The organism is Pseudomonas thermotolerans DSM 14292 (genome assembly GCF_000364625.1).
Classification (GTDB): Bacteria; Pseudomonadota; Gammaproteobacteria; order Pseudomonadales; family Pseudomonadaceae; genus Aquipseudomonas; species Aquipseudomonas thermotolerans.
The window spans coordinates 1-17,162 of sequence record NZ_KB822628.1 but is presented as its reverse complement, the minus strand read 5'-3'; the positions used below and the strand labels follow the sequence as shown (position 1 = coordinate 17,162).

Annotated in this window: 13 protein-coding genes; 9 read left to right on the top strand and 4 right to left on the bottom strand. The window is 67.2% G+C overall.

Going from position 1 to position 17,162, the window contains the following annotated elements; all coding sequences use genetic code 11:
• Positions 1–55: 55 nt before the first annotated feature.
• From H165_RS0116805 to H165_RS0116780, 6 genes are all read left to right on the top strand, one after another.
• Entirely contained in the window at positions 56–1,294 is a 1,239-nt protein-coding gene (locus H165_RS0116805; protein WP_017940109.1) for a saccharopine dehydrogenase family protein, read from the top strand.
• 99 nt (positions 1,295–1,393) lie between these two features.
• Positions 1,394–2,206, top strand: a complete 813-nt coding sequence (locus H165_RS0116800) for a hypothetical protein (RefSeq protein ID WP_017940108.1) — start codon at positions 1,394–1,396, stop codon at positions 2,204–2,206.
• Positions 2,199–2,654 carry a ribosomal protein S18-alanine N-acetyltransferase gene (gene rimI, locus H165_RS0116795; RefSeq protein ID WP_017940107.1) on the top strand — a complete coding sequence of 152 codons (456 nt, stop codon included), beginning with the start codon at positions 2,199–2,201 and terminating at the stop codon, positions 2,652–2,654. Before H165_RS0116800 ends, rimI begins: the two co-directional genes overlap by 8 nt.
• A gap of 111 nt (positions 2,655–2,765) precedes the next feature.
• Positions 2,766–4,598, top strand: coding sequence for a bifunctional metallophosphatase/5'-nucleotidase (locus H165_RS18765; protein ID WP_017940106.1), 1,833 nt, complete (start codon positions 2,766–2,768; stop codon positions 4,596–4,598).
• A 130-nt stretch (positions 4,599–4,728) separates the two neighbouring features.
• The gene (gene can, locus H165_RS0116785) at positions 4,729–5,373 is read left to right on the top strand and encodes a carbonate dehydratase (protein WP_017940105.1); all 645 of its coding nucleotides are present in this window, start codon (positions 4,729–4,731) and stop codon (positions 5,371–5,373) included.
• On the top strand, positions 5,373–6,278 hold the full coding sequence (locus tag H165_RS0116780) for a DMT family transporter (RefSeq protein WP_017940104.1): 906 nt from the start codon (positions 5,373–5,375) through the stop codon (positions 6,276–6,278). Before can ends, H165_RS0116780 begins: the two co-directional genes overlap by 1 nt.
• A 6-nt stretch (positions 6,279–6,284) precedes the next feature.
• Here the strand turns inward: H165_RS0116780 and H165_RS19845 are convergent, their stop codons facing one another.
• From H165_RS19845 to H165_RS0116765, 3 genes are all read right to left on the bottom strand, one after another.
• Entirely contained in the window at positions 6,285–6,596 is a 312-nt protein-coding gene (locus H165_RS19845; RefSeq protein ID WP_017940103.1) for a hypothetical protein, read from the bottom strand.
• A gap of 176 nt (positions 6,597–6,772) precedes the next feature.
• The gene (gene glyA, locus H165_RS0116770; RefSeq protein WP_017940102.1) at positions 6,773–8,026 is read right to left on the bottom strand and encodes a serine hydroxymethyltransferase; all 1,254 of its coding nucleotides are present in this window, start codon (positions 8,024–8,026) and stop codon (positions 6,773–6,775) included.
• Between the two features lie 151 nt (positions 8,027–8,177).
• Complete coding sequence (locus tag H165_RS0116765) at positions 8,178–11,435, bottom strand: bifunctional diguanylate cyclase/phosphodiesterase (protein WP_017940101.1); 3,258 nt, start codon at positions 11,433–11,435, stop codon at positions 8,178–8,180.
• Positions 11,436–11,823: 388 nt separating this feature from the next.
• On the opposite strand from H165_RS0116765, the gene ettA reads away from it, so the two are divergent.
• Both ettA and gdhA read left to right on the top strand, forming a co-directional pair.
• The gene (ettA, locus tag H165_RS0116760; protein ID WP_026146693.1) at positions 11,824–13,491 is read left to right on the top strand and encodes an energy-dependent translational throttle protein EttA; all 1,668 of its coding nucleotides are present in this window, start codon (positions 11,824–11,826) and stop codon (positions 13,489–13,491) included.
• Positions 13,492–13,702: 211 nt separating this feature from the next.
• Positions 13,703–15,040, top strand: coding sequence for an NADP-specific glutamate dehydrogenase (gdhA, locus tag H165_RS0116755; protein WP_017940099.1), 1,338 nt, complete (start codon positions 13,703–13,705; stop codon positions 15,038–15,040).
• 79 nt (positions 15,041–15,119) lie between these two features.
• Here gdhA and H165_RS0116750 read toward each other — a convergent pair whose 3' ends face one another.
• Complete coding sequence (locus H165_RS0116750; RefSeq protein WP_017940098.1) at positions 15,120–16,307, bottom strand: RtcB family protein; 1,188 nt, start codon at positions 16,305–16,307, stop codon at positions 15,120–15,122.
• 595 nt (positions 16,308–16,902) lie between these two features.
• On the opposite strand from H165_RS0116750, the gene H165_RS0116745 reads away from it, so the two are divergent.
• Positions 16,903–17,162, top strand: a 260-nt coding sequence (locus H165_RS0116745; RefSeq protein ID WP_017940097.1) for an IS5/IS1182 family transposase, incomplete at its 3' end; no start/stop codon positions are given.

Here is a 17,162-nt window from a genome sequence, read left to right as displayed (position 1 = left end):
CCGGGTTGGTCCCGGTTGCGGGTGCGCAGAAGGCCGTAGGAGGAAACGACAGTAAATGAAGAAAAACGTCCTGATCATTGGTGCGGGTGGTGTGGCCAAGGTGGTGGCCCACAAGTGTGCGCAGCACAACGACGAGTTGGGGAACATCGTCATCGCTTCGCGCAGCATCGCCAAGTGCCAGGCCATCATCGACAGCGTCAAGGCCAAGGGCAGCCTCAAGGTGCCGGCCGAACTCAAGGCTTATGCCTTGAACGCTCTGGATGTCGAGGCGACCAAGGCTCTGATCCGCGACACCCAGTCGCAGATCGTCATCAATGTGGGTTCGGCTTTTCTCAACATGTCCGTATTGCGTGCCTGCATCGATACGGGAGCTGCCTACCTGGATACCGCGATCCACGAGGAACCGAACAAGATCTGCGAGACTCCGCCGTGGTACGGCAACTACGAGTGGAAGCACCTCGAGGAGTGCCAGGCGAAGAAAATCACCGCGATCCTCGGCGTCGGCTTCGACCCCGGCGTAGTGAACGCCTACGCCGCCCTGGCGCAGAAGCAGCACTTCGACAAGATCGACTCCATCGACATCCTCGACGTCAACGCCGGCTCCCACGGCAAGTACTTCGCCACCAACTTCGACCCGGAGATCAACTTCCGCGAGTTCACCGGCCAGGTGTGGAGCTGGCAGAACGGCCAGTGGACCAGCAACAAGATGTTCGAGGTCAAGCGCACCGACGACCTGCCGGTGGTCGGCACGCAGAACCTCTACCTGACCGGCCACGACGAGATCCACTCGCTGTCCAAGAACCTCGACGTGCCCAACATCCGCTTCTGGATGAGCTTCGGCGACCACTACATCAACGTGTTCACCGTGCTGAAGAACCTCGGCCTGCTTTCCGAGCAGCCGGTGCGTACTGCCGAGGGCCTGGAGGTGGTGCCGCTCAAGGTGGTCAAGGCCGTGCTGCCCGACCCGGCCTCGCTGGCGCCGAACTACACCGGCAAGACCTGCATCGGCGACTTGGTCAAGGGCACCAAGGATGGCCAGCCGCGTGAGCTGTTCATCTACAACGTGGCCGACCACGAGGAGGCCTACGCCGAGACCGACAGCCAGGGCATCTCCTACACCGCCGGCGTGCCGCCGGTGGCAGCCGCCCTGCTGATCGCCCGCGGCGAGTGGGACGCCGAGCGCATGGTCAACGTCGAGGAGTTGCCGCCGGAGCCCTTCCTGCACCTGCTCGACAACATGGGCCTGCCGACCCGCATCAAGGACGCCAACGGCGACCGTCCCTGGGATCAGTGATCCCCTCCGGCCCGGGCCGCGCGGCCCGGGCTTCCCGTCCCGCGCATTTCACGCGACAATCCTTCGCCCCGCCCGACCCCCTGTGGTGAGTCCAAGCCCATGCTGACCGAACCGCGTCGCCGCGCCTATCTGAACGCCATGCAGGTGGTCAGCTGGATTCCGCGCGTCGCCCTGCCGTTCGCCGCCCCCTCGCGCCCCGAGGTGCTGGCCCGCGCCGAGCCCGAGCCGCCGGTCGCCCCGCAGGCCCCGGCCGCGCCCGTGGTGGAGGAGCGTGCGGCCGCCGCCGTGACGCCGGGGACGGGCAACCTGGCCGCCGCGCTGGTCGAGCGGCTCAAACCTTCCGCTCCATCGCCGGCCCCGGTGCCGGCGGTCGAGCCCGGATCCCAAGCCGAAGCCGCTCCCGCGCCGGCTGCGCCGGAGCGCGCCGCGCCACCACGCTTCGCCCTGCAGTTGCTGCGCGCCGGCCTGTGCCTGGTGCTGGTCGAGCTGCCCACCGGCGAGCCCTTCCAGAGCCGAGATCCGGCCTACCTGCTGCTCAAGGACCTGCTGCGCGCCGCCGGCCTGCCGGACAGCCCGCAACTGATCGGCGAGCCGGTGCGCTGGCCGCTGATCACCCGCGGCTCCCTCGACCAGGGATCGCAGGCCGCGCTGGAGTACGTGCAGGGCTTCGTCGCCGCCCAGTTGGAGGCACAGCCTTGCGCCTGCCTGTGGTTGGTCGGCCTGCCGGCGGTTCGTTTCGCCGGCGAGGCGGATGCCGAAGCTTTCAACCGTGAGTTGCAGGTCGACGGCCTGGGCAATGCCTGGGCGCTGCCGGGCCTGGAGCTGCTGATGGAGGAGCCGCAGCGCAAGGCCGAACTGTGGCGTGCCATGCAGCGGGTGATGCGGCGCTGGAACGACAGCCGAGATGAGTGACGACGCCATTTCCTTCCGCCGGATGACCGAGGCGGATCTCGATGCCGTGCTGAAGATCGAATATGCCGCCTTCAGCCACCCCTGGACCCGCGGCATCTTCCAGGACGCCCTGAAGTCCTACGAATGCTGGCTGATGTTCCAAGGCAGCCAGCAGGTCGGCCACGGGGTGATCAACGTGATCCTCGACGAGGCGCACCTGCTGAACATCACCGTCAAGCCGGAAAGCCAGGGCCGTGGCCTCGGCCTGCGCCTGCTCGACCACCTGATGCGCCGGGCCATGGAGCTGAACGCCCGGGAATGCTTCCTTGAGGTGCGCGCCAGCAACCAGACCGCCTACCGCCTCTACGAGCGCTACGGCTTCAACGAGATCGGCCGGCGCCGCGACTACTACCCGGCCGTGGGCGGCCGCGAGGATGCCCTGGTGATGGCCTGCACCCTGCTCGACTGACGGGCTGTCCCGTTTCGTCACCTGCCCTGGCGGGTGGCGCTTTGTCCGGTACGTCCCGACTGGCCTAGGCTGCAGGCCTCATGCCCCCTTCCACACTTGCCAAGGATGCCCATGCTGCGTGCTCTGCTGATCCTCTTCGGTCTGCTCGCCGCCGGCCCGGCCGGCGCCGCCGAGCGCCAGTTCACCCTGCTGCATACCAATGACTGGCAGTCGCGCCTGCTCGGTTACGGGCCGAACACCGAGTACAGCCCGGAAACCACCGGAGACGACGACACCGTCGGAGGCGTCGCCCGCCTGGCCAGCCTGATCGACGAGCGCCGCGCGGCGGCGGGGGAACAGCCGGTGCTGCTGCTGGATGCCGGCGACTTCACCATGGGCACCCTGTTCCACACCGTCACCCGCGAGTACGCCGGTGAGTTGCGTCTGCTGAGCCGCCTGGGCTACGACGCTACCACCCTCGGCAACCACGAATTCGACTTTCGCCCCAAGGGCCTCGCCGCAATGCTCGACGCCGCGCACCGTGCCCTAGGTGCACAGCTGCTGCCGGTGCTCTCCAGCAACCTCCGCTTCGATCCGGACAGCGCCGAGGACGATGCTCTCGAGGCCCACCAGCGGGCCGGGCGCATCCGTCCCTACCTGGTGATCGAGCGCGGCGGCCTCCGCTTCGGGCTGTTCGGCCTGCTCGGCCGCGATGCCGCTGAGGTGGCGCCCCTGGCCAGGCCGGTGCGCTTCGCCGATCCCGTCGAGAGCGCCCGGAAGATGGTCAAGCGGTTGCGCGAGCAGGAGCGGGTGGACGTGGTGATCGCACTCTCGCACATGGGGGTCAGCCGCCAGGCGGACGGCAACTGGCGCGGCGAGGACGTGGAGCTGGCCGAGCAGGTGCCAGGCCTGGACATCGTGGTCGGCGGTCACTCGCATACCGCGCTGGCCGAGCCGTTGCTGGTCAACGGCGTACCGGTGCTGCAGGCCGGCTCGGAGATCCAGTATCTCGGTGAGCTGCGCATGGCCGTCGCTGACGACGGCAGGATGAGGATGCTCGATTACCGCCTGCATCCCATCGACGACCGGATTCCCGGCGACCCGGCCATCAGCCGCGAGGTAGACGCGCTCAAGCAGGCGCTGGACGAGCGCATGCTGGCGCCCCTCGGCTACCGCTTCGACCTGCCGCTGGCACGGGTTGACCGCCGCCTGACCCGCGCCTACGAGGACCAGGTGCTCGCCAACCTGGTCACCGACGCCCTGCGCAAGGCGGTGGACGCCGAGCTGGCGTTCACCGGCAACGGCACCATTCGTGACGACCTCATCCGGGGGCGTAGCGGGGTGCAGGCGGTCTCCGACCTGTTCCGCATCGCCCCGCTGGGCATCGGCGAATACGACGAGGCGCCGGGCTACCCGCTGGTCAAGGTGTATTTCACTGGCCGGGAGATCAAACACATCCTCGAGGTGCTGCTGCTCGCCTACCAGTTGCGCGACAGCGACAGCTACTTCCCGCGGGTCTCCGGCCTGCGTCTCACCTACAACCCCTGGCGGGTGCCCTTCGATCGCGTCAGCCGCATCGAGATCGGCGACGAGGCGCGCGGCTACCAGGAGCTCGACCTCGCCGCGCCACGCCTGTACAGCGTGGCGGCGAGCAGCTACGTGGCCAGCTTCACCTGGCTGATTCCGGAACTCACCAAGGGGCTGCTCGACGTGGTGCCCAAGGACGCCGGCGGCCGGCCCTTCGCCGCGCTGCGCGAGGCGGTGGTGGACGCCGATCCGCAGCGCCCCGGAGTGCAGGAGTACAAGGAATGGCAGGCGCTGCTCGACCATGTGCGCCGCCTGCCGGACCTGGACGGCGACGGCCTGGCCGACATCCCCACCCAGGGCGCGGCCGCCGAGCAGCGGATGATTCGCCACGCCAGCCTGTCGCCGCAGGAGCTGTTCCGCAATGCCGGTTACCTGTAGTGGGGCACCGCCGCGCTGCTGGCGGTGCTACTGCTGGGCGTCCTCTGGCTGGGCTGGCGCCTCGCGCGCGGGCGGGTTGCCAAACTGTAGGCACCTTCGTAAGGTGCGCCAGCTTCAGGAGGAGTCTGCGATGAGTGACCTGCAAGAGCTGTTCGACAACAACCGGCGTTGGGCCGAGGCCATCACCCGGCAGGATCCGCAGTTCTTCGCCAAGCTGGTCGGGCAGCAGACTCCAGAGTATCTGTGGATCGGCTGCTCCGATGCCCGGGTGCCGGCCAACGAGATCGTCGGCCTGCTGCCCGGCGAGCTGTTCGTGCACCGCAACGTCGCCAACGTGGTGCTGCACACCGATCTCAACTGCCTGTCGGTGATCCAGTACGCGGTGGACGTGCTCAAGGTCCGCCACATCCTGGTGACCGGCCACTACGGCTGCGGCGGCGTGCGCGCGGCCATGCAGGACGCCCAACTGGGCCTGATCGACGGCTGGCTGCGCAGCATCCGCGACCTCTGCTACGAGCAGCGCGAGCACCTCGCCCAGTTCGCCAGCGAGGAGGAGCGCCTCGACCGCCTCTGCGAGCTCAACGTGATCCAGCAGGTGGCCAACGTCAGCCACACCAGCATCGTGCAGAACGCCTGGCACCGCGGCCAGCCGCTGGCGGTGCACGGCTGCATCTACGGCATCAAGGACGGCCGCTGGAAGGACCTCAACGTCACGGTCAGCAGCCTGGAGCAGATCCCGCTGCAGTACCGCCTGAGTCCGGTCGGGTCGCGCTGATGGCTAGCGTGAAGACTTCCCCGGCCCTGGCCTGGGGCGGGCTGGTGCTGGCCTGCCTGTTCTGGGCCGGCAATGCCCTGGTGGCGCGCGCCTTCAGCGACGCCATCCCGCCCGTCAGCCTGGCCTTCTGGCGCTGGAGCCTGGCTCTGGTGATGCTGCTACCCTTCGTCGCCGCGCCGCTGTGGCGTCATCGCCAGCAGCTGTGCCGCGCCGGCTGGCGCCTCTGGCTGCTCGCCGCGCTGGGCATCTCCGCCTACAACAGCCTGCTCTACACCGCCGCGCACAGCACGGTGGCGCTCAACCTGACCCTGGTCAACACCTGCCTGCCGCTGGCGATGTTCCTGGGCTCCGGAGTGCTGCTCGGCGAATGGCCGAGCCGGCGTGCCTGGGCCGGCATCGGCGTGGCCAGCCTGGGCCTGCTCTGGCTGATCAGCCGCGGCGACTGGCGCGCGCTGGCCGGGCTGTCGTTCAATCCCGGCGACCTCCTGATGCTCCTCGCAGTGTGCGACTGGGCGCTCTATACCCTGCTGCTGCGACGCTGGGCCGGGCTGCTCCAGGCGGTGCCCGGGCTGGTCCTGCTGGGCGCGCTGATCCTCCTCGGCGTGCCGCTGCTGCTCCCGTTCTTCCTTTGGGAGCTGGCCAGCGGCGCGCACTTCGCGCCGTCCGTGGAGAACCTCGCGGCGATCGGCTACACGGCGCTGTGCGCTTCGCTGGTCGCTTACTTCCTGTGGAACCACGGCACCCAGGTGCTCGGTGCCGCCCGGGCGGCGCTCAGCAACTACCTGCTGCCGGTGTTCACCGCGCTGCTCGCCTGGCTGCTGCTTGGTGAGGGCCTGCAGCCCTATCACTGGGCCGGGGGCGGGCTGATCTTCGCCGGTCTGCTGCTCGCCAACCGCCCGCGCTAGGCGGCGTCAGCCGCGCCCGGGGGCGGGCGGCTGGAGGGGCTGCTCCTGCTGTGGAGGCAGGCCGTCGATGCGGATGCTGAAGTCGCCGTTCAGCAGGCTGCCGGCCAGGATGAAAACCAGCAGCCAGGTGATCATCAGAGCCATGCCGCCGAGCCAGATGCCCAGGGCGATCTGCAGGCTTAGGCCGCGCTGGCGGTGGCCCGGCTTGCGCGGGGTGGCTGGCGGCGCGAAGTCGTCCTCCAGCATGTCGAGGTCCAGCGGGTCGTCGAACTCCCGGGCGCTGAAGCTTTCCAGTCGGTTGCGTTTGATCTGTCTCATCTAGGCTACCTCACGGATGGACTGACCGGCGCGTCCATGATCCACGCCGGTCGGTAGATTTCCAGCGGCAGGCGCCAAGGTGGCGGGGCTGCCGGTCGCGCCCGTCATCCGTGCCGGGGCGCAGAAGCAGAAAGCCCGGCGCAGGGGCCGGGCTTTCGGGTATCACCGGGTGGGGCTCAGTTGCCGTACACCGGGAACTTGGCGCAGACCGCCTTGACCTGCTCGCGCACGCGGTCGATGACCGATTCGTCGCCCATGTTCTCGAGGATGTCGCAGATCCAGCCGGCCAGCTCGCGGCACTCGGCTTCCTTGAAGCCGCGGGTGGTCACCGCCGGGGTGCCGATGCGCAGGCCGGAGGTGACGAACGGAGAGCGCGGGTCGTTCGGCACGCTGTTCTTGTTCACGGTGATGTAGGCGCGGCCCAGGGCGGCGTCCGCGTCCTTGCCGGTGATATCCTGCTTGATCAGGGACAGCAGGAACAGGTGGTTCTGGGTGCCGCCGGAAACCACGTCGAAGCCGCGCTCGATGAACACCTGAGCCATGGTCTGGGCGTTCTTCACCACCTGCTTCTGGTATTCCTTGAACTCGGGCTGCAGGGCTTCCTTGAAGCACACGGCCTTGGCGGCGATCACGTGCTCCAGGGGGCCGCCCTGGCCGCCAGGGAACACCGCGGAGTTGAGCTTCTTCTCGATCTCCTCGTTCTTGCGGGCGAGGATCAGGCCGCCGCGCGGACCGCGCAGGGTCTTGTGGGTGGTGGTGGTGACCACGTCGGCGAAGGGCACCGGGTTGGGGTACACGCCGGCGGCGACCAGACCGGCCACGTGGGCCATGTCGACGAACAGGTAGGCCCCGACCTTGTCGGCGATGGCGCGGAAGCGCGGGAAGTCGAGGATCTGCGAGTAGGCGGAGAAACCGGCGACGATCACCTTCGGCTTGTGCTCGACGGCCAGACGCTCGACCTCGTCGTAGTCGATCAGGCCGTTGGCGTCGATGCCGTACTGCACGGCGTTGTACAGCTTGCCGGAGGAGGACACGCTGGCGCCGTGGGTCAGGTGCCCGCCGTGGGCCAGGCTCATGCCGAGGATGGTGTCGCCCGGGTTCAGCAGCGCCAGGTAGACGGCGGCGTTGGCCTGGGAGCCGGAGTGCGGCTGGACGTTGGCGTAGTCGGCGCCGAACAGCTGCTTGGCGCGGTCGATGGCCAGCTGCTCGACGATGTCGACGAACTCGCAACCGCCGTAGTAGCGCTTGCCCGGATAGCCTTCGGCGTACTTGTTGGTCAGCACGCTGCCCTGGGCTTCCATCACCGCCGGGCTGGTGTAGTTCTCGGAGGCGATGAGCTCGATGTGCTCTTCCTGACGCTTGGCTTCCTGCTCCATAGCGGCAAAGAGTTCGGCATCGTAGCGGGCGAGGGTCAAATCACGGCTGAACATGGCGGTCCTCTAAGGATCGGTGCGGGGAGAAGGTCGCGCATTTTACCCCATCTGGCCGCAAGAGGGGTATGAAGGACGGTCACGTCGCGGACAAGCGGACCTCATGGACCGCCCGCGTATCCCGGGCTCCGCGGCCTGGCGGCGCCGGGGCCTAGAGCTCGAGCATGAACAGCGCAGTGCCGCCGAACTGTGCGGCTAGCTGCGGGGCGGGCATCGGCCGGCCGAGCAGGAAGCCCTGCACCTTGTCGCAGCCGTGCTCGCGGAGGAAGCGCAGCTGGGCGTGGCTTTCCACGCCCTCGGCGACCACCGTGAGGTTCAGGCTGTGGGCCATGGCGATGATGGCGCGGGCGATCTGCGCGTCCTGCTCGCCGTCCGGCAGGCCGTCGACGAAGCTGCGGTCGATCTTCAGCACGTCGATGGGGAAGCGCTTCAGGTAGTTGAGCGAGGAGTAGCCGGTGCCGAAGTCGTCCACCGCCACCGACAGGCCGAGGTGCTTGAGCTCGGCCAGGGTGTGCATGGCAGCGTCGACATCGTGCATCAGGATGCTTTCGGTGATCTCCAGCTCTAGGCAGCCCGGGGCCACTCCGGTTTCCGCGAGGATGGCGGCGATACGCTCGCTCAGGCCGCCCTCGGCGAACTGCCGGGGCGACAGGTTGACCGCCACCTTGGGAATGTGGATGCCGCGGTCCTGCCAGTGGCGGAGCTGGCGGCAGACCTCGCCGAGCACCCAGTCGCCGACCTGCACCACCAGGCCCAGCTCCTCGAGCACCGGGATGAACTGGTCCGGGGGCACCTGGCCGCGCTTCGGATGGTGCCAGCGCAGCAGCGCTTCGGCGCCGCTCAGGTGCTGGCCCTGGCCGCTGAACTGCGGCTGGTAGTGGAGGACGAACTCGTTCTGCTCCAGGGCGTGGCGCAGATCGCTCTCCAGTTCTAGGCGCTCGAGGGCGGTGGCGTTCATCTCCTTCTGGTAGAACTGGAAGTTGTTCTTGCCGCGCTCCTTGGCGTGGTACATGGCGGTGTCGGCGTTCTTCATCAGCTGGCTCAGCTCGCTGCCGTCCTGGGGGCTCAGGGCGATGCCGATGCTGGCGGTGACGAAGAACTCGCGGCCTTCGAGGATGAACGGTCGGGTCAGGCTGGCGAGGATCTGCTCGGCGACGTGGATGGCGCGGTTCAGGGCGTTCTCGCGGCTGCTGCGCGGTTGCAGTAGCAGGGTGAACTCGTCGCCGCCCATGCGCGCCACGGTGTCGTCTTCGGAGACGCAGGCGGTCAGGCGGATCGCCACGTCCTTGAGCATGCGGTCGCCGGCGGCATGGCCGAGGGAGTCGTTGATCGGCTTGAAGCGGTCCAGGTCGAGGAACATCAGCACCACCCACTCCCGGTTGCGCTCGGCGTACTGCAGGGCGTTGTGCAGGCGGTCCTGGAACAGGGTGCGGTTGGGTAGGTGGGTGAGGGTGTCGTAGTAGGCCAGGCGGTGGATGCGCTGCTCGCTGGCCTTGCGCTCGCTGATGTCGCTGAAGAAGCACACGTAGCTGACCAGGTCGCCCTCGTCGTCCTGTACCGCGGTGATGCCCATCCAGGCCGGATAGGGCTTGTCGTTGCGGCGCTTCAGCCACAGCTCGCCTTCCCAGCTGCCCTGCAGGCTGAGCTGACGCAGCAGGTATTCCAGGTGCTGGGCCTGCTGGCGGTCGGCGGTGAGTATGCCGGGGCGCTGGTCGAGCACCTCCGCGGGCTGGTAACCAGTGACCCGGGTGAAGGCCTCGTTGACCTGCACGATGTAGCCGGCCGGGTCGGTGACCAGGATCGCCGAGGTGGAGTGCGCGAACACCGTGGCGGCCATGCGCAGCTCCTTCTCGGCGCGCCGCTGCATGCTGACGTCGCGGGCTACGCCGAGCAGGCCCTCGAAGCCGCCATTGGCGTCCCACATCAGGCTCAGGCGCAGTTCCATGGGGATCTTGCGGCCATCGGCGTGCAGGGCGTCGAACACGAACATCTGCGGTTGCAGCTGCTTGCGCAGTTCGGCCAGCAGCTGGGGGTCGCCCAGGGCGTCGCGCAGGTGGTCGCGGATGGCGTAGGCGCCCTCCAGCTGGACGGGGTTGGCGAGGATGCCGTGCAGGCCGTTCTCCAGCAGCCAGTCGTTGTCATAGCCGAGCACGGTCTGTGCCGAGGGGCTGACGTAGTTGAGCTCGAAGTCGCGGTCGGTGGAGTAGATGATGTCGCTGATGCTCTCCGCCAGCAGCCGGTAGCGCTGCTCGCTGGCGCGCAGCGACTGGTCGGCCTCGATCTGCTCGGTGATGTCCTTGGCCACCCCGACCAGCCGGCTGACCCGGCCGTGCTCGTCGCGGCTCAGGGCCTGCTCGCGGATGTCGAACCAGCGCCAGGTGCCGTTGCGGTGCCGCCAGCGCAGCTGGCAGGTGAGCAGCTGGCCGGCGCCGATCACCTGCTGGGCGTTGCGCACCCGCTGGTACAGCTCCAGGTCGTCGGGGTGGAGGATCTTCTCCCAGATGCGCTCGCCCAGGGCGCGCAGCTCGTCGCGGCTGTAGCCCAGCTCCGGGCCGAGGCGGTGGTTGTGGAACAGCACCTGGCCATTGCGGATATCGTGGACGTAGAGAGTGTCGGGTAGGCTGTTGATCACTTGGGACCAGAAGCGCTCGCGTTCCACCAGCGACAGTTCGATGCGCTTGCGGGCGGTGACGTCGTGGATGCTCAGCGGCACCGAGTCGAGGTCGCTGGCCTGCTCGGGGATCAACACCTGGAACCACAGGTAGCGCTCGTGTCCGCGTGGGGTGAGGATGCGCCGTTCCGTCTCGATCAGCCGGTCGCCGTTGAGCAGGGCGCCCATCAGGCGGCAGCGAAAGCTGTCCGGGGGCAGCGGGGCATGGCCGAGCAGGTAGGCGCCGATGGCGTCGGCGGAATCCAGGTCGAGCAGGTGCAGTGCCATCTGGTTGGCGTCGTTGAGGCGCAGGTGGCGGAGCAGCTCGTGGTGGCGCTTGGGATGGGTGGCCAGCCAGCACTGCAGGTCGTCGACGCTGTTCAGACCAAGGCGGGCGAACTGTGCAGGCAGGCCGCTCAGATCGAGGACGCAGAGGCCGCTGCCGGTGCCCTCGAAGAGTCCCCGATGACGGCGGTGGGCCGCGTGCATGATCTGCCGGGCGCGCTGCTGGGCCAGCAGCACGCGCAGCTGGCGGCCGAAGATGACCAGCACCAGCAGCCCGGCAAGCCCCAGCAGGGCCAGCTTGCCGGGGACGGGGGGCAGGTCGTCGCGCAGCAGCCCGTGCAGGTGCCAGCCGATCAGCACCGGCAGCAGCAGGGCGAGGGCCAGCAGCAGGCCGTGCAGCGCGGCGTGGAAGCGGCTGACCGGCCGCTGGGCGTCGCTGGTGCGCAGCGGAGGGAGGGGCGGTGTCGTGGGCACGGGTTGAGATCCTGCTGTCGCATGACGGGTACGGCCCTGGGCGGTACCCGGCGCCGATCCGCGGTACCAGGGGGTATCGGCATCCTTTCCGGAGCATGAAGGTCCGGCGGCAGACCGCCGGTCGGGCGCTGCCGGGCCGGGACTCCTTCAAAATGCGAGCGATTATGGCGATGTGCCAGAGGCTTTGTCGACTGTCTGGCGCCATTCTTTCGTCGCGAGTCCCGGGCGTGGGCGGGCGGAGAGAGTCAGGGGGCGCTCCAGAAGGCTCCGGGGTGGCGGGCCGGGGCGCAGAGGCGGCGGAATGCCTGTCTGGTGATTGGCTCAGCGCCCACGCTCTGACGTATGATTCAAGGTTTGCGCCATTTAATCTTTCTGCGAGGTTTTCGTCTTGGCTCAATACGTCTACACCATGCATCGGGTGAGCAAGGTCGTTCCCCCGAAGCGTGAAATCCTCAAGGATATTTCCCTGTCCTTCTTCCCCGGCGCCAAGATCGGCGTGCTTGGCCTGAACGGCGCGGGCAAGTCCACCCTGCTGCGCATCATGGCCGGCGTCGACACCGAGTTCGACGGCGAAGCCCGGCCGATGCCGGGGATCAAGGTCGGCTACCTGCCGCAGGAGCCGCAGCTCGATCCGGAGAAGACTGTGCGCGAGGTGGTCGAGGAAGCCGTGTCCGAGATCAAGGAGGCCCAGGCGCGTCTCGACGAGGTGTACGCCGCCTACGCCGAGCCGGATGCCGACTTCGACGCCTTGGCCGCCGAGCAGGCCCGCCTGGAGGCCATCCTGCAGGCCGCCGACGGCCACAACCTGGAGCGCCAGCTGGAGGTCGCCGCCGACGCCCTGCGTCTGCCGCCGTGGGAGGCCAAGGTCGAGCACCTGTCCGGTGGCGAGAAGCGCCGCGTGGCGCTCTGCCGCCTGCTGCTGTCTGCCCCGGACATGCTGCTGCTGGACGAGCCGACCAACCACCTGGACGCCGACTCGGTAGCCTGGCTGGAACACTTCCTCAAGGACTTCCCGGGCACCGTGGTGGCCATCACCCACGACCGCTACTTCCTCGACAACGTCGCCGGCTGGATCCTCGAGCTGGACCGCGGCCACGGCATCCCCTTCGAGGGCAACTACTCGCAGTGGCTGGAGGCCAAGGCCGCCCGCCTGGCTCAGGAGGCCAAGCAGGAAGCCGCCCACGCCAAGGCCATGAAGGCCGAGCTGGAATGGGTGCGCCAGGGCGCCAAGGGCCGCCAGGCCAAGTCCAAGGCACGTCTGCAGCGCTTCGAGGAGATGCAGTCGCAGGAATTCCAGAAGCGCAGCGAGACCAACGAGATCTACATTCCGGCCGGTCCGCGCCTGGGCGACAAGGTCATCGAGCTGCACAACGTCAGCAAGGCCTATGGCGACCGCGTGTTGATCGACAACCTGTCGTTCAGCATTCCTAAGGGCGCCATCGTCGGGGTGATCGGCGGCAACGGCGCGGGCAAGTCCACCCTGTTCCGCATGATCACCGGCAAGGAACAGCCGGATTCCGGCACCATCGAGATCGGCGAGACCGTGCAGATCGCCAGCGTCGACCAGAGCCGCGATAACCTGGACGGCAACAAGACCGTCTGGGAGCAGATCTCCGACGGCTTCGACGTGATCAAGGTGGGCAACTACGAGGTGTCCTCGCGTGGCTACGTCGGCCGCTTCAACTTCAAGGGCGCCGACCAGCAGAAGTTCGTCAAGGACCTCTCCGGTGGTGAGCGCGGCCGCCTGCACCTGGCCCTTACCCTCAAGCAAGGCGCCAACGTGCTGCTCCTCGACGAACCCTCCAACGACCTCGACGTGGAAACCCTGCGCGCCCTGGAAGAGGCGCTGCTGGACTTCCCCGGCTCGGCCATCGTGATCTCCCACGACCGCTGGTTCCTCGACCGCATTGCCACTCACATCCTCTCCTACGAGGATGACGGCCAGGTGGTGTTCTTCGAGGGCAACTACACCGAGTTCGAGGCCGACCGCAAGAAACGCCTCGGCGAGGCTGCCGCCCAGCCGCACCGCGTTCGCTACAAGAAGCTGGCGCAATAACGGTGCATTCACCTCCGGTTGCGCCAAGCTGGTGCTTCGGAGGAGGCGGGAAACGGGGCCGAAAGGCCCCGTTTTTCATGGCCGGTCGTCGGCAATTTACAGCTTTGCACCAAAAATTTTCATAAAAGCGTCATTTTGGCACTATCTAGGTGCATGATGGATTGATAGAGTCTCGCGCCCACGATTCCTAGAACTATGTGCTGGTGCAGACATGATCCAATCCGTTGATTCCTTCCTTAACCAACTCAAGCGTCGCGACCCCGACCAGCCCGAGTTCCATCAGGCGGTGGAAGAGGTGCTGCGGAGCCTGTGGCCGTTCCTGGAGGCCAATCCGCATTACCTCGAGGCCGGGATCGTCGAACGCATCGTCGAGCCGGAGCGGGCCATCCTGTTCCGCGTCCCGTGGGTCGACGATCAGGGTCGGGTAAGGGTCAACCGTGGTTTCCGCGTGCAGATGAGCAGCGCCATCGGCCCGTACAAGGGAGGCCTGCGCTTCCATCCTTCGGTGAACCTCGGCGTGCTCAAGTTCCTGGCCTTCGAGCAGGTGTTCAAGAACTCCCTGACCTCCCTGCCCATGGGTGGCGGCAAGGGCGGTTCGGACTTCGATCCCAAGGGCAAGAGCGACGGCGAAGTGATGCGCTTCTGCCAGTCCTTCATGAGCGAGCTGTACCGCCACGTCGGTGCCGACCTCGACGTGCCGGCCGGTGACATCGGTGTCGGGGCCCGCGAGATCGGCTTCCTGTTCGGTCAGTACAAGCGCCTGGCCAACGAGTTCAGCTCGGTGCTGACCGGCAAGGGCCTGGCCTACGGCGGCAGCCTGATCCGTCCGGAGGCCACCGGCTACGGCTGCGTGTACTTCGCCGAGGAAATGCTCAAGCGCATCGGTCAGGGCTTCGACGGCAAGCGCGTGGCCATCTCCGGCTCGGGCAACGTCGCCCAGTACGCCGCGCAGAAGGTCATGGACATCGGCGGCAAGGTGATCTCCCTGTCCGACTCCGAGGGTACCCTGTTCGCCGAGGCCGGCCTGACCAGCGAGCAGTGGGACTACCTGATGGACCTGAAGAACGTCCGCCGCGGCCGCATCCGCGAGATGGCCGAGCACTTCGGCCTGCAGTTCCTGGCCGGCCAGCGCCCCTGGCAACTGCCCTGCGACATCGCCCTGCCGTGCGCCACCCAGAACGAGCTGGACGCCGAGGATGCCCGCGCGCTGCTGAAGAACGGCTGCATCTGCGTGGCCGAAGGCGCCAACATGCCCTCGACCCTGGAAGCCGTGGATCTGTTCCTGGAGGCCGGCATCTGCTACGCCCCGGGCAAGGCCTCCAACGCCGGCGGTGTGGCCACCAGTGGCCTGGAGATGAGCCAGAACGCCATGCGCCTGCACTGGAGCGCCGGCGAGGTTGATCAGCGCCTGCACGCCATCATGCAGAACATCCACAATGCCTGCGTGTACTACGGCGAAGAGAACGGCCGCATCAACTACGTGAAGGGCGCCAACATCGCCGGCTTCGTGAAAGTCGCCGACGCCATGCTCGCCCAGGGTGTGGTCTGACGGGAAGCTGCCGGCCCCCGGCCGGATGCTTCCGCAAAGGCGAGGCGATCGGGTGAGCCCGGTCCCTCGCCTTTTTCATTCAGCCCTTTACGCAGACCACCTGCCGCAGGGTGTGCACCACCTCCACCAGATCCCGCTGCGCGGCCACCACCGCGTCGATGTCCTTGTAGGCCATGGGAATCTCGTCGATCACCTCCTGATCCTTGCGGCACTCCACATGGGCGGTGGCGCGAATCTGGTCCTCCACCGTGAAACGCTTCTTCGCCTGGGCGCGGCTCATCACCCGGCCGGCGCCGTGGCTGCACGAGCAGAACGACTCCGGGTTGCCTAGCCCACGGACGATGTAGCTCTTCGCCCCCATGCTACCGGGGATGATTCCCAGCTGACCCTGGCGCGCCGACAGCGCGCCCTTGCGGGTGACCAGCACCTCCTGGCCGAAGTGCCACTCGCGCTGCACGTAGTTGTGGTGGCAGTTGACCGCCTCCAGCTCCGCCGCGAAGGGCCGGCGCAGCGCCTGGCGGGCCGCCTGTACCACCGCCTGCATCATCAGCGCCCGGTTCTGCCGGGCGAAGTCCTGGGCCCACTCTACCGCCTCCACGTAGTCGTCGAAGTGCCGGCTGCCCTCCTGGAAGTAGGCCAGGTCGCGGTCCGGCAGGTTGGCCAGGTGCTGGCGCATGTCGGCCTGGGCCAGCTCGATGAACAGCGTGCCGATGGCGTTGCCGACGCCTCGTGAGCCGCTGTGCAGCATGAACCAGACGCGCTGCTCCTCGTCCAGGCAGACCTCGATGAAGTGGTTGCCGGTGCCCAGGGTACCGAGGTGCTGGCGGTTGTTGGTCTTCTCCAGGCGTGGGTACTTGGCGGTGATGCGCCGGAAGCGCTCGGCCAGCGGCCGCCAGGCCGCGTCGACCTGGGCCGGCACGTCATTCCAGGCGCCCTGGTCGCGCTTGCCGAAGGTCTTGCCGTGGGGTACCGCTTGCTCGATGGCGCGGCGTAGGCCGTGCAGGTTGTCCGGCAGGTCGGCGGCGACCAGCGAGGTGCGCGCAGCGATCATCCCGCAGCCGATGTCCACCCCCACCGCCGCCGGGATGATCGCCCCCACGGTGGGGATCACGCTGCCGATGGTTGAGCCCTTGCCCAGGTGCACGTCGGGCATCACCGCGATGTGCTTGAAGATGAACGGCAACTGCGCGGTGTTTTGCAGCTGGCGCAAGGCCTCCGGCTCCACCGGCACGCCGTCGGTCCAGAACTTGATGGGTTTGCCGCTCATGGCTGGCTCCGCAGGTGAGGCATTCGCTTCAGGGGAGCGTCATTATGGGGCCGATGGCCCCCGGTGGGATCAGTCTGGCTGACACTCAGGCCCTGTGGTTGCCACTTGAAACGCGTGGGGCAGCCCAGGCTCCAGGGCGCGTGCTTCAGTCGTCTACGGCCTGGGCCGGGCATTTTCACGGCGGCTTGCCGGTGCTATTGGGGGCTTCGCCCTGGCCGCCGGTTGCCCCGTCAATGGCGCGCCCAGTTCGTAGTCATGCTCGAGGAAGGCGTTGGTCCGCTGGGCGATTTCTGGGCGCGGGAAGGCTATGCGTCTGCCGGTATCGACCCTTTCGAACGATTCTTTTACGTGCCTATGTCCGATGGGGCCGGCGTACAACGCTTCAGCAGAAATAGCTCCAGATCCATTCCCTCGGGATTTTCGTTGGCGAAGCACCTTTCCAGCGAATGGCATGGCAATCGATGGCTTAATGCCGGGTGGTTATTTTTGAGCAATATGATTCCTGTTTGTCCGGGTTCTTGGCGTTAAGGATGGTCTGAAAAACACTTCCAGAATCTGGTGAAATACGCCGGTAATCCCGCCCCCGAGTTCTTCCATGAAGCAGATGACCTTCGTCGACGCCGAGTACGCCGGCAAGCGCAAGCAGACCCGTAAGGAATTGTTCCTGATCGAGATGGATCAGGTGGTGCCGTGGAAGGGATTGATTGCCCTGATCGAGCCACACTACCCAAAGGGTGAAGGTGGTCGTCCAGCCTATCCGCTGATGGCCATGTTACGTATCCATCTGATGCAGAACTGGTTCGGCTACAGCGACCCGGCCATGGAAGAAGCGCTCTACGAGACGACCATCCTGCG

Excerpts from the sequence above, each read along its gene's own strand:
- H165_RS0116805 (WP_017940109.1), top strand. The coding sequence starts at position 56 with ATGAAGAAAAACGTCCTGATCATTGGTGCGGGTGGTGTGGCCAAGGTG.
- H165_RS0116800 (WP_017940108.1), top strand. The coding sequence starts at position 1,394 with ATGCTGACCGAACCGCGTCGCCGCGCCTATCTGAACGCCATGCAGGTG.
- H165_RS0116780 (WP_017940104.1), top strand. The coding sequence starts at position 5,373 with ATGGCTAGCGTGAAGACTTCCCCGGCCCTGGCCTGGGGCGGGCTGGTG.
- glyA (WP_017940102.1), bottom strand. The coding sequence starts at position 8,026 with ATGTTCAGCCGTGATTTGACCCTCGCCCGCTACGATGCCGAACTCTTT.
- H165_RS0116750 (WP_017940098.1), bottom strand. The coding sequence starts at position 16,307 with ATGAGCGGCAAACCCATCAAGTTCTGGACCGACGGCGTGCCGGTGGAG.
- gdhA (WP_017940099.1), top strand. The coding sequence starts at position 13,703 with ATGATCCAATCCGTTGATTCCTTCCTTAACCAACTCAAGCGTCGCGAC.
- rimI (WP_017940107.1), top strand. The coding sequence starts at position 2,199 with ATGAGTGACGACGCCATTTCCTTCCGCCGGATGACCGAGGCGGATCTC.
- H165_RS19845 (WP_017940103.1), bottom strand. The coding sequence starts at position 6,596 with ATGAGACAGATCAAACGCAACCGACTGGAAAGCTTCAGCGCCCGGGAG.
- H165_RS18765 (WP_017940106.1), top strand. The coding sequence starts at position 2,766 with ATGCTGCGTGCTCTGCTGATCCTCTTCGGTCTGCTCGCCGCCGGCCCG.
- can (WP_017940105.1), top strand. The coding sequence starts at position 4,729 with ATGAGTGACCTGCAAGAGCTGTTCGACAACAACCGGCGTTGGGCCGAG.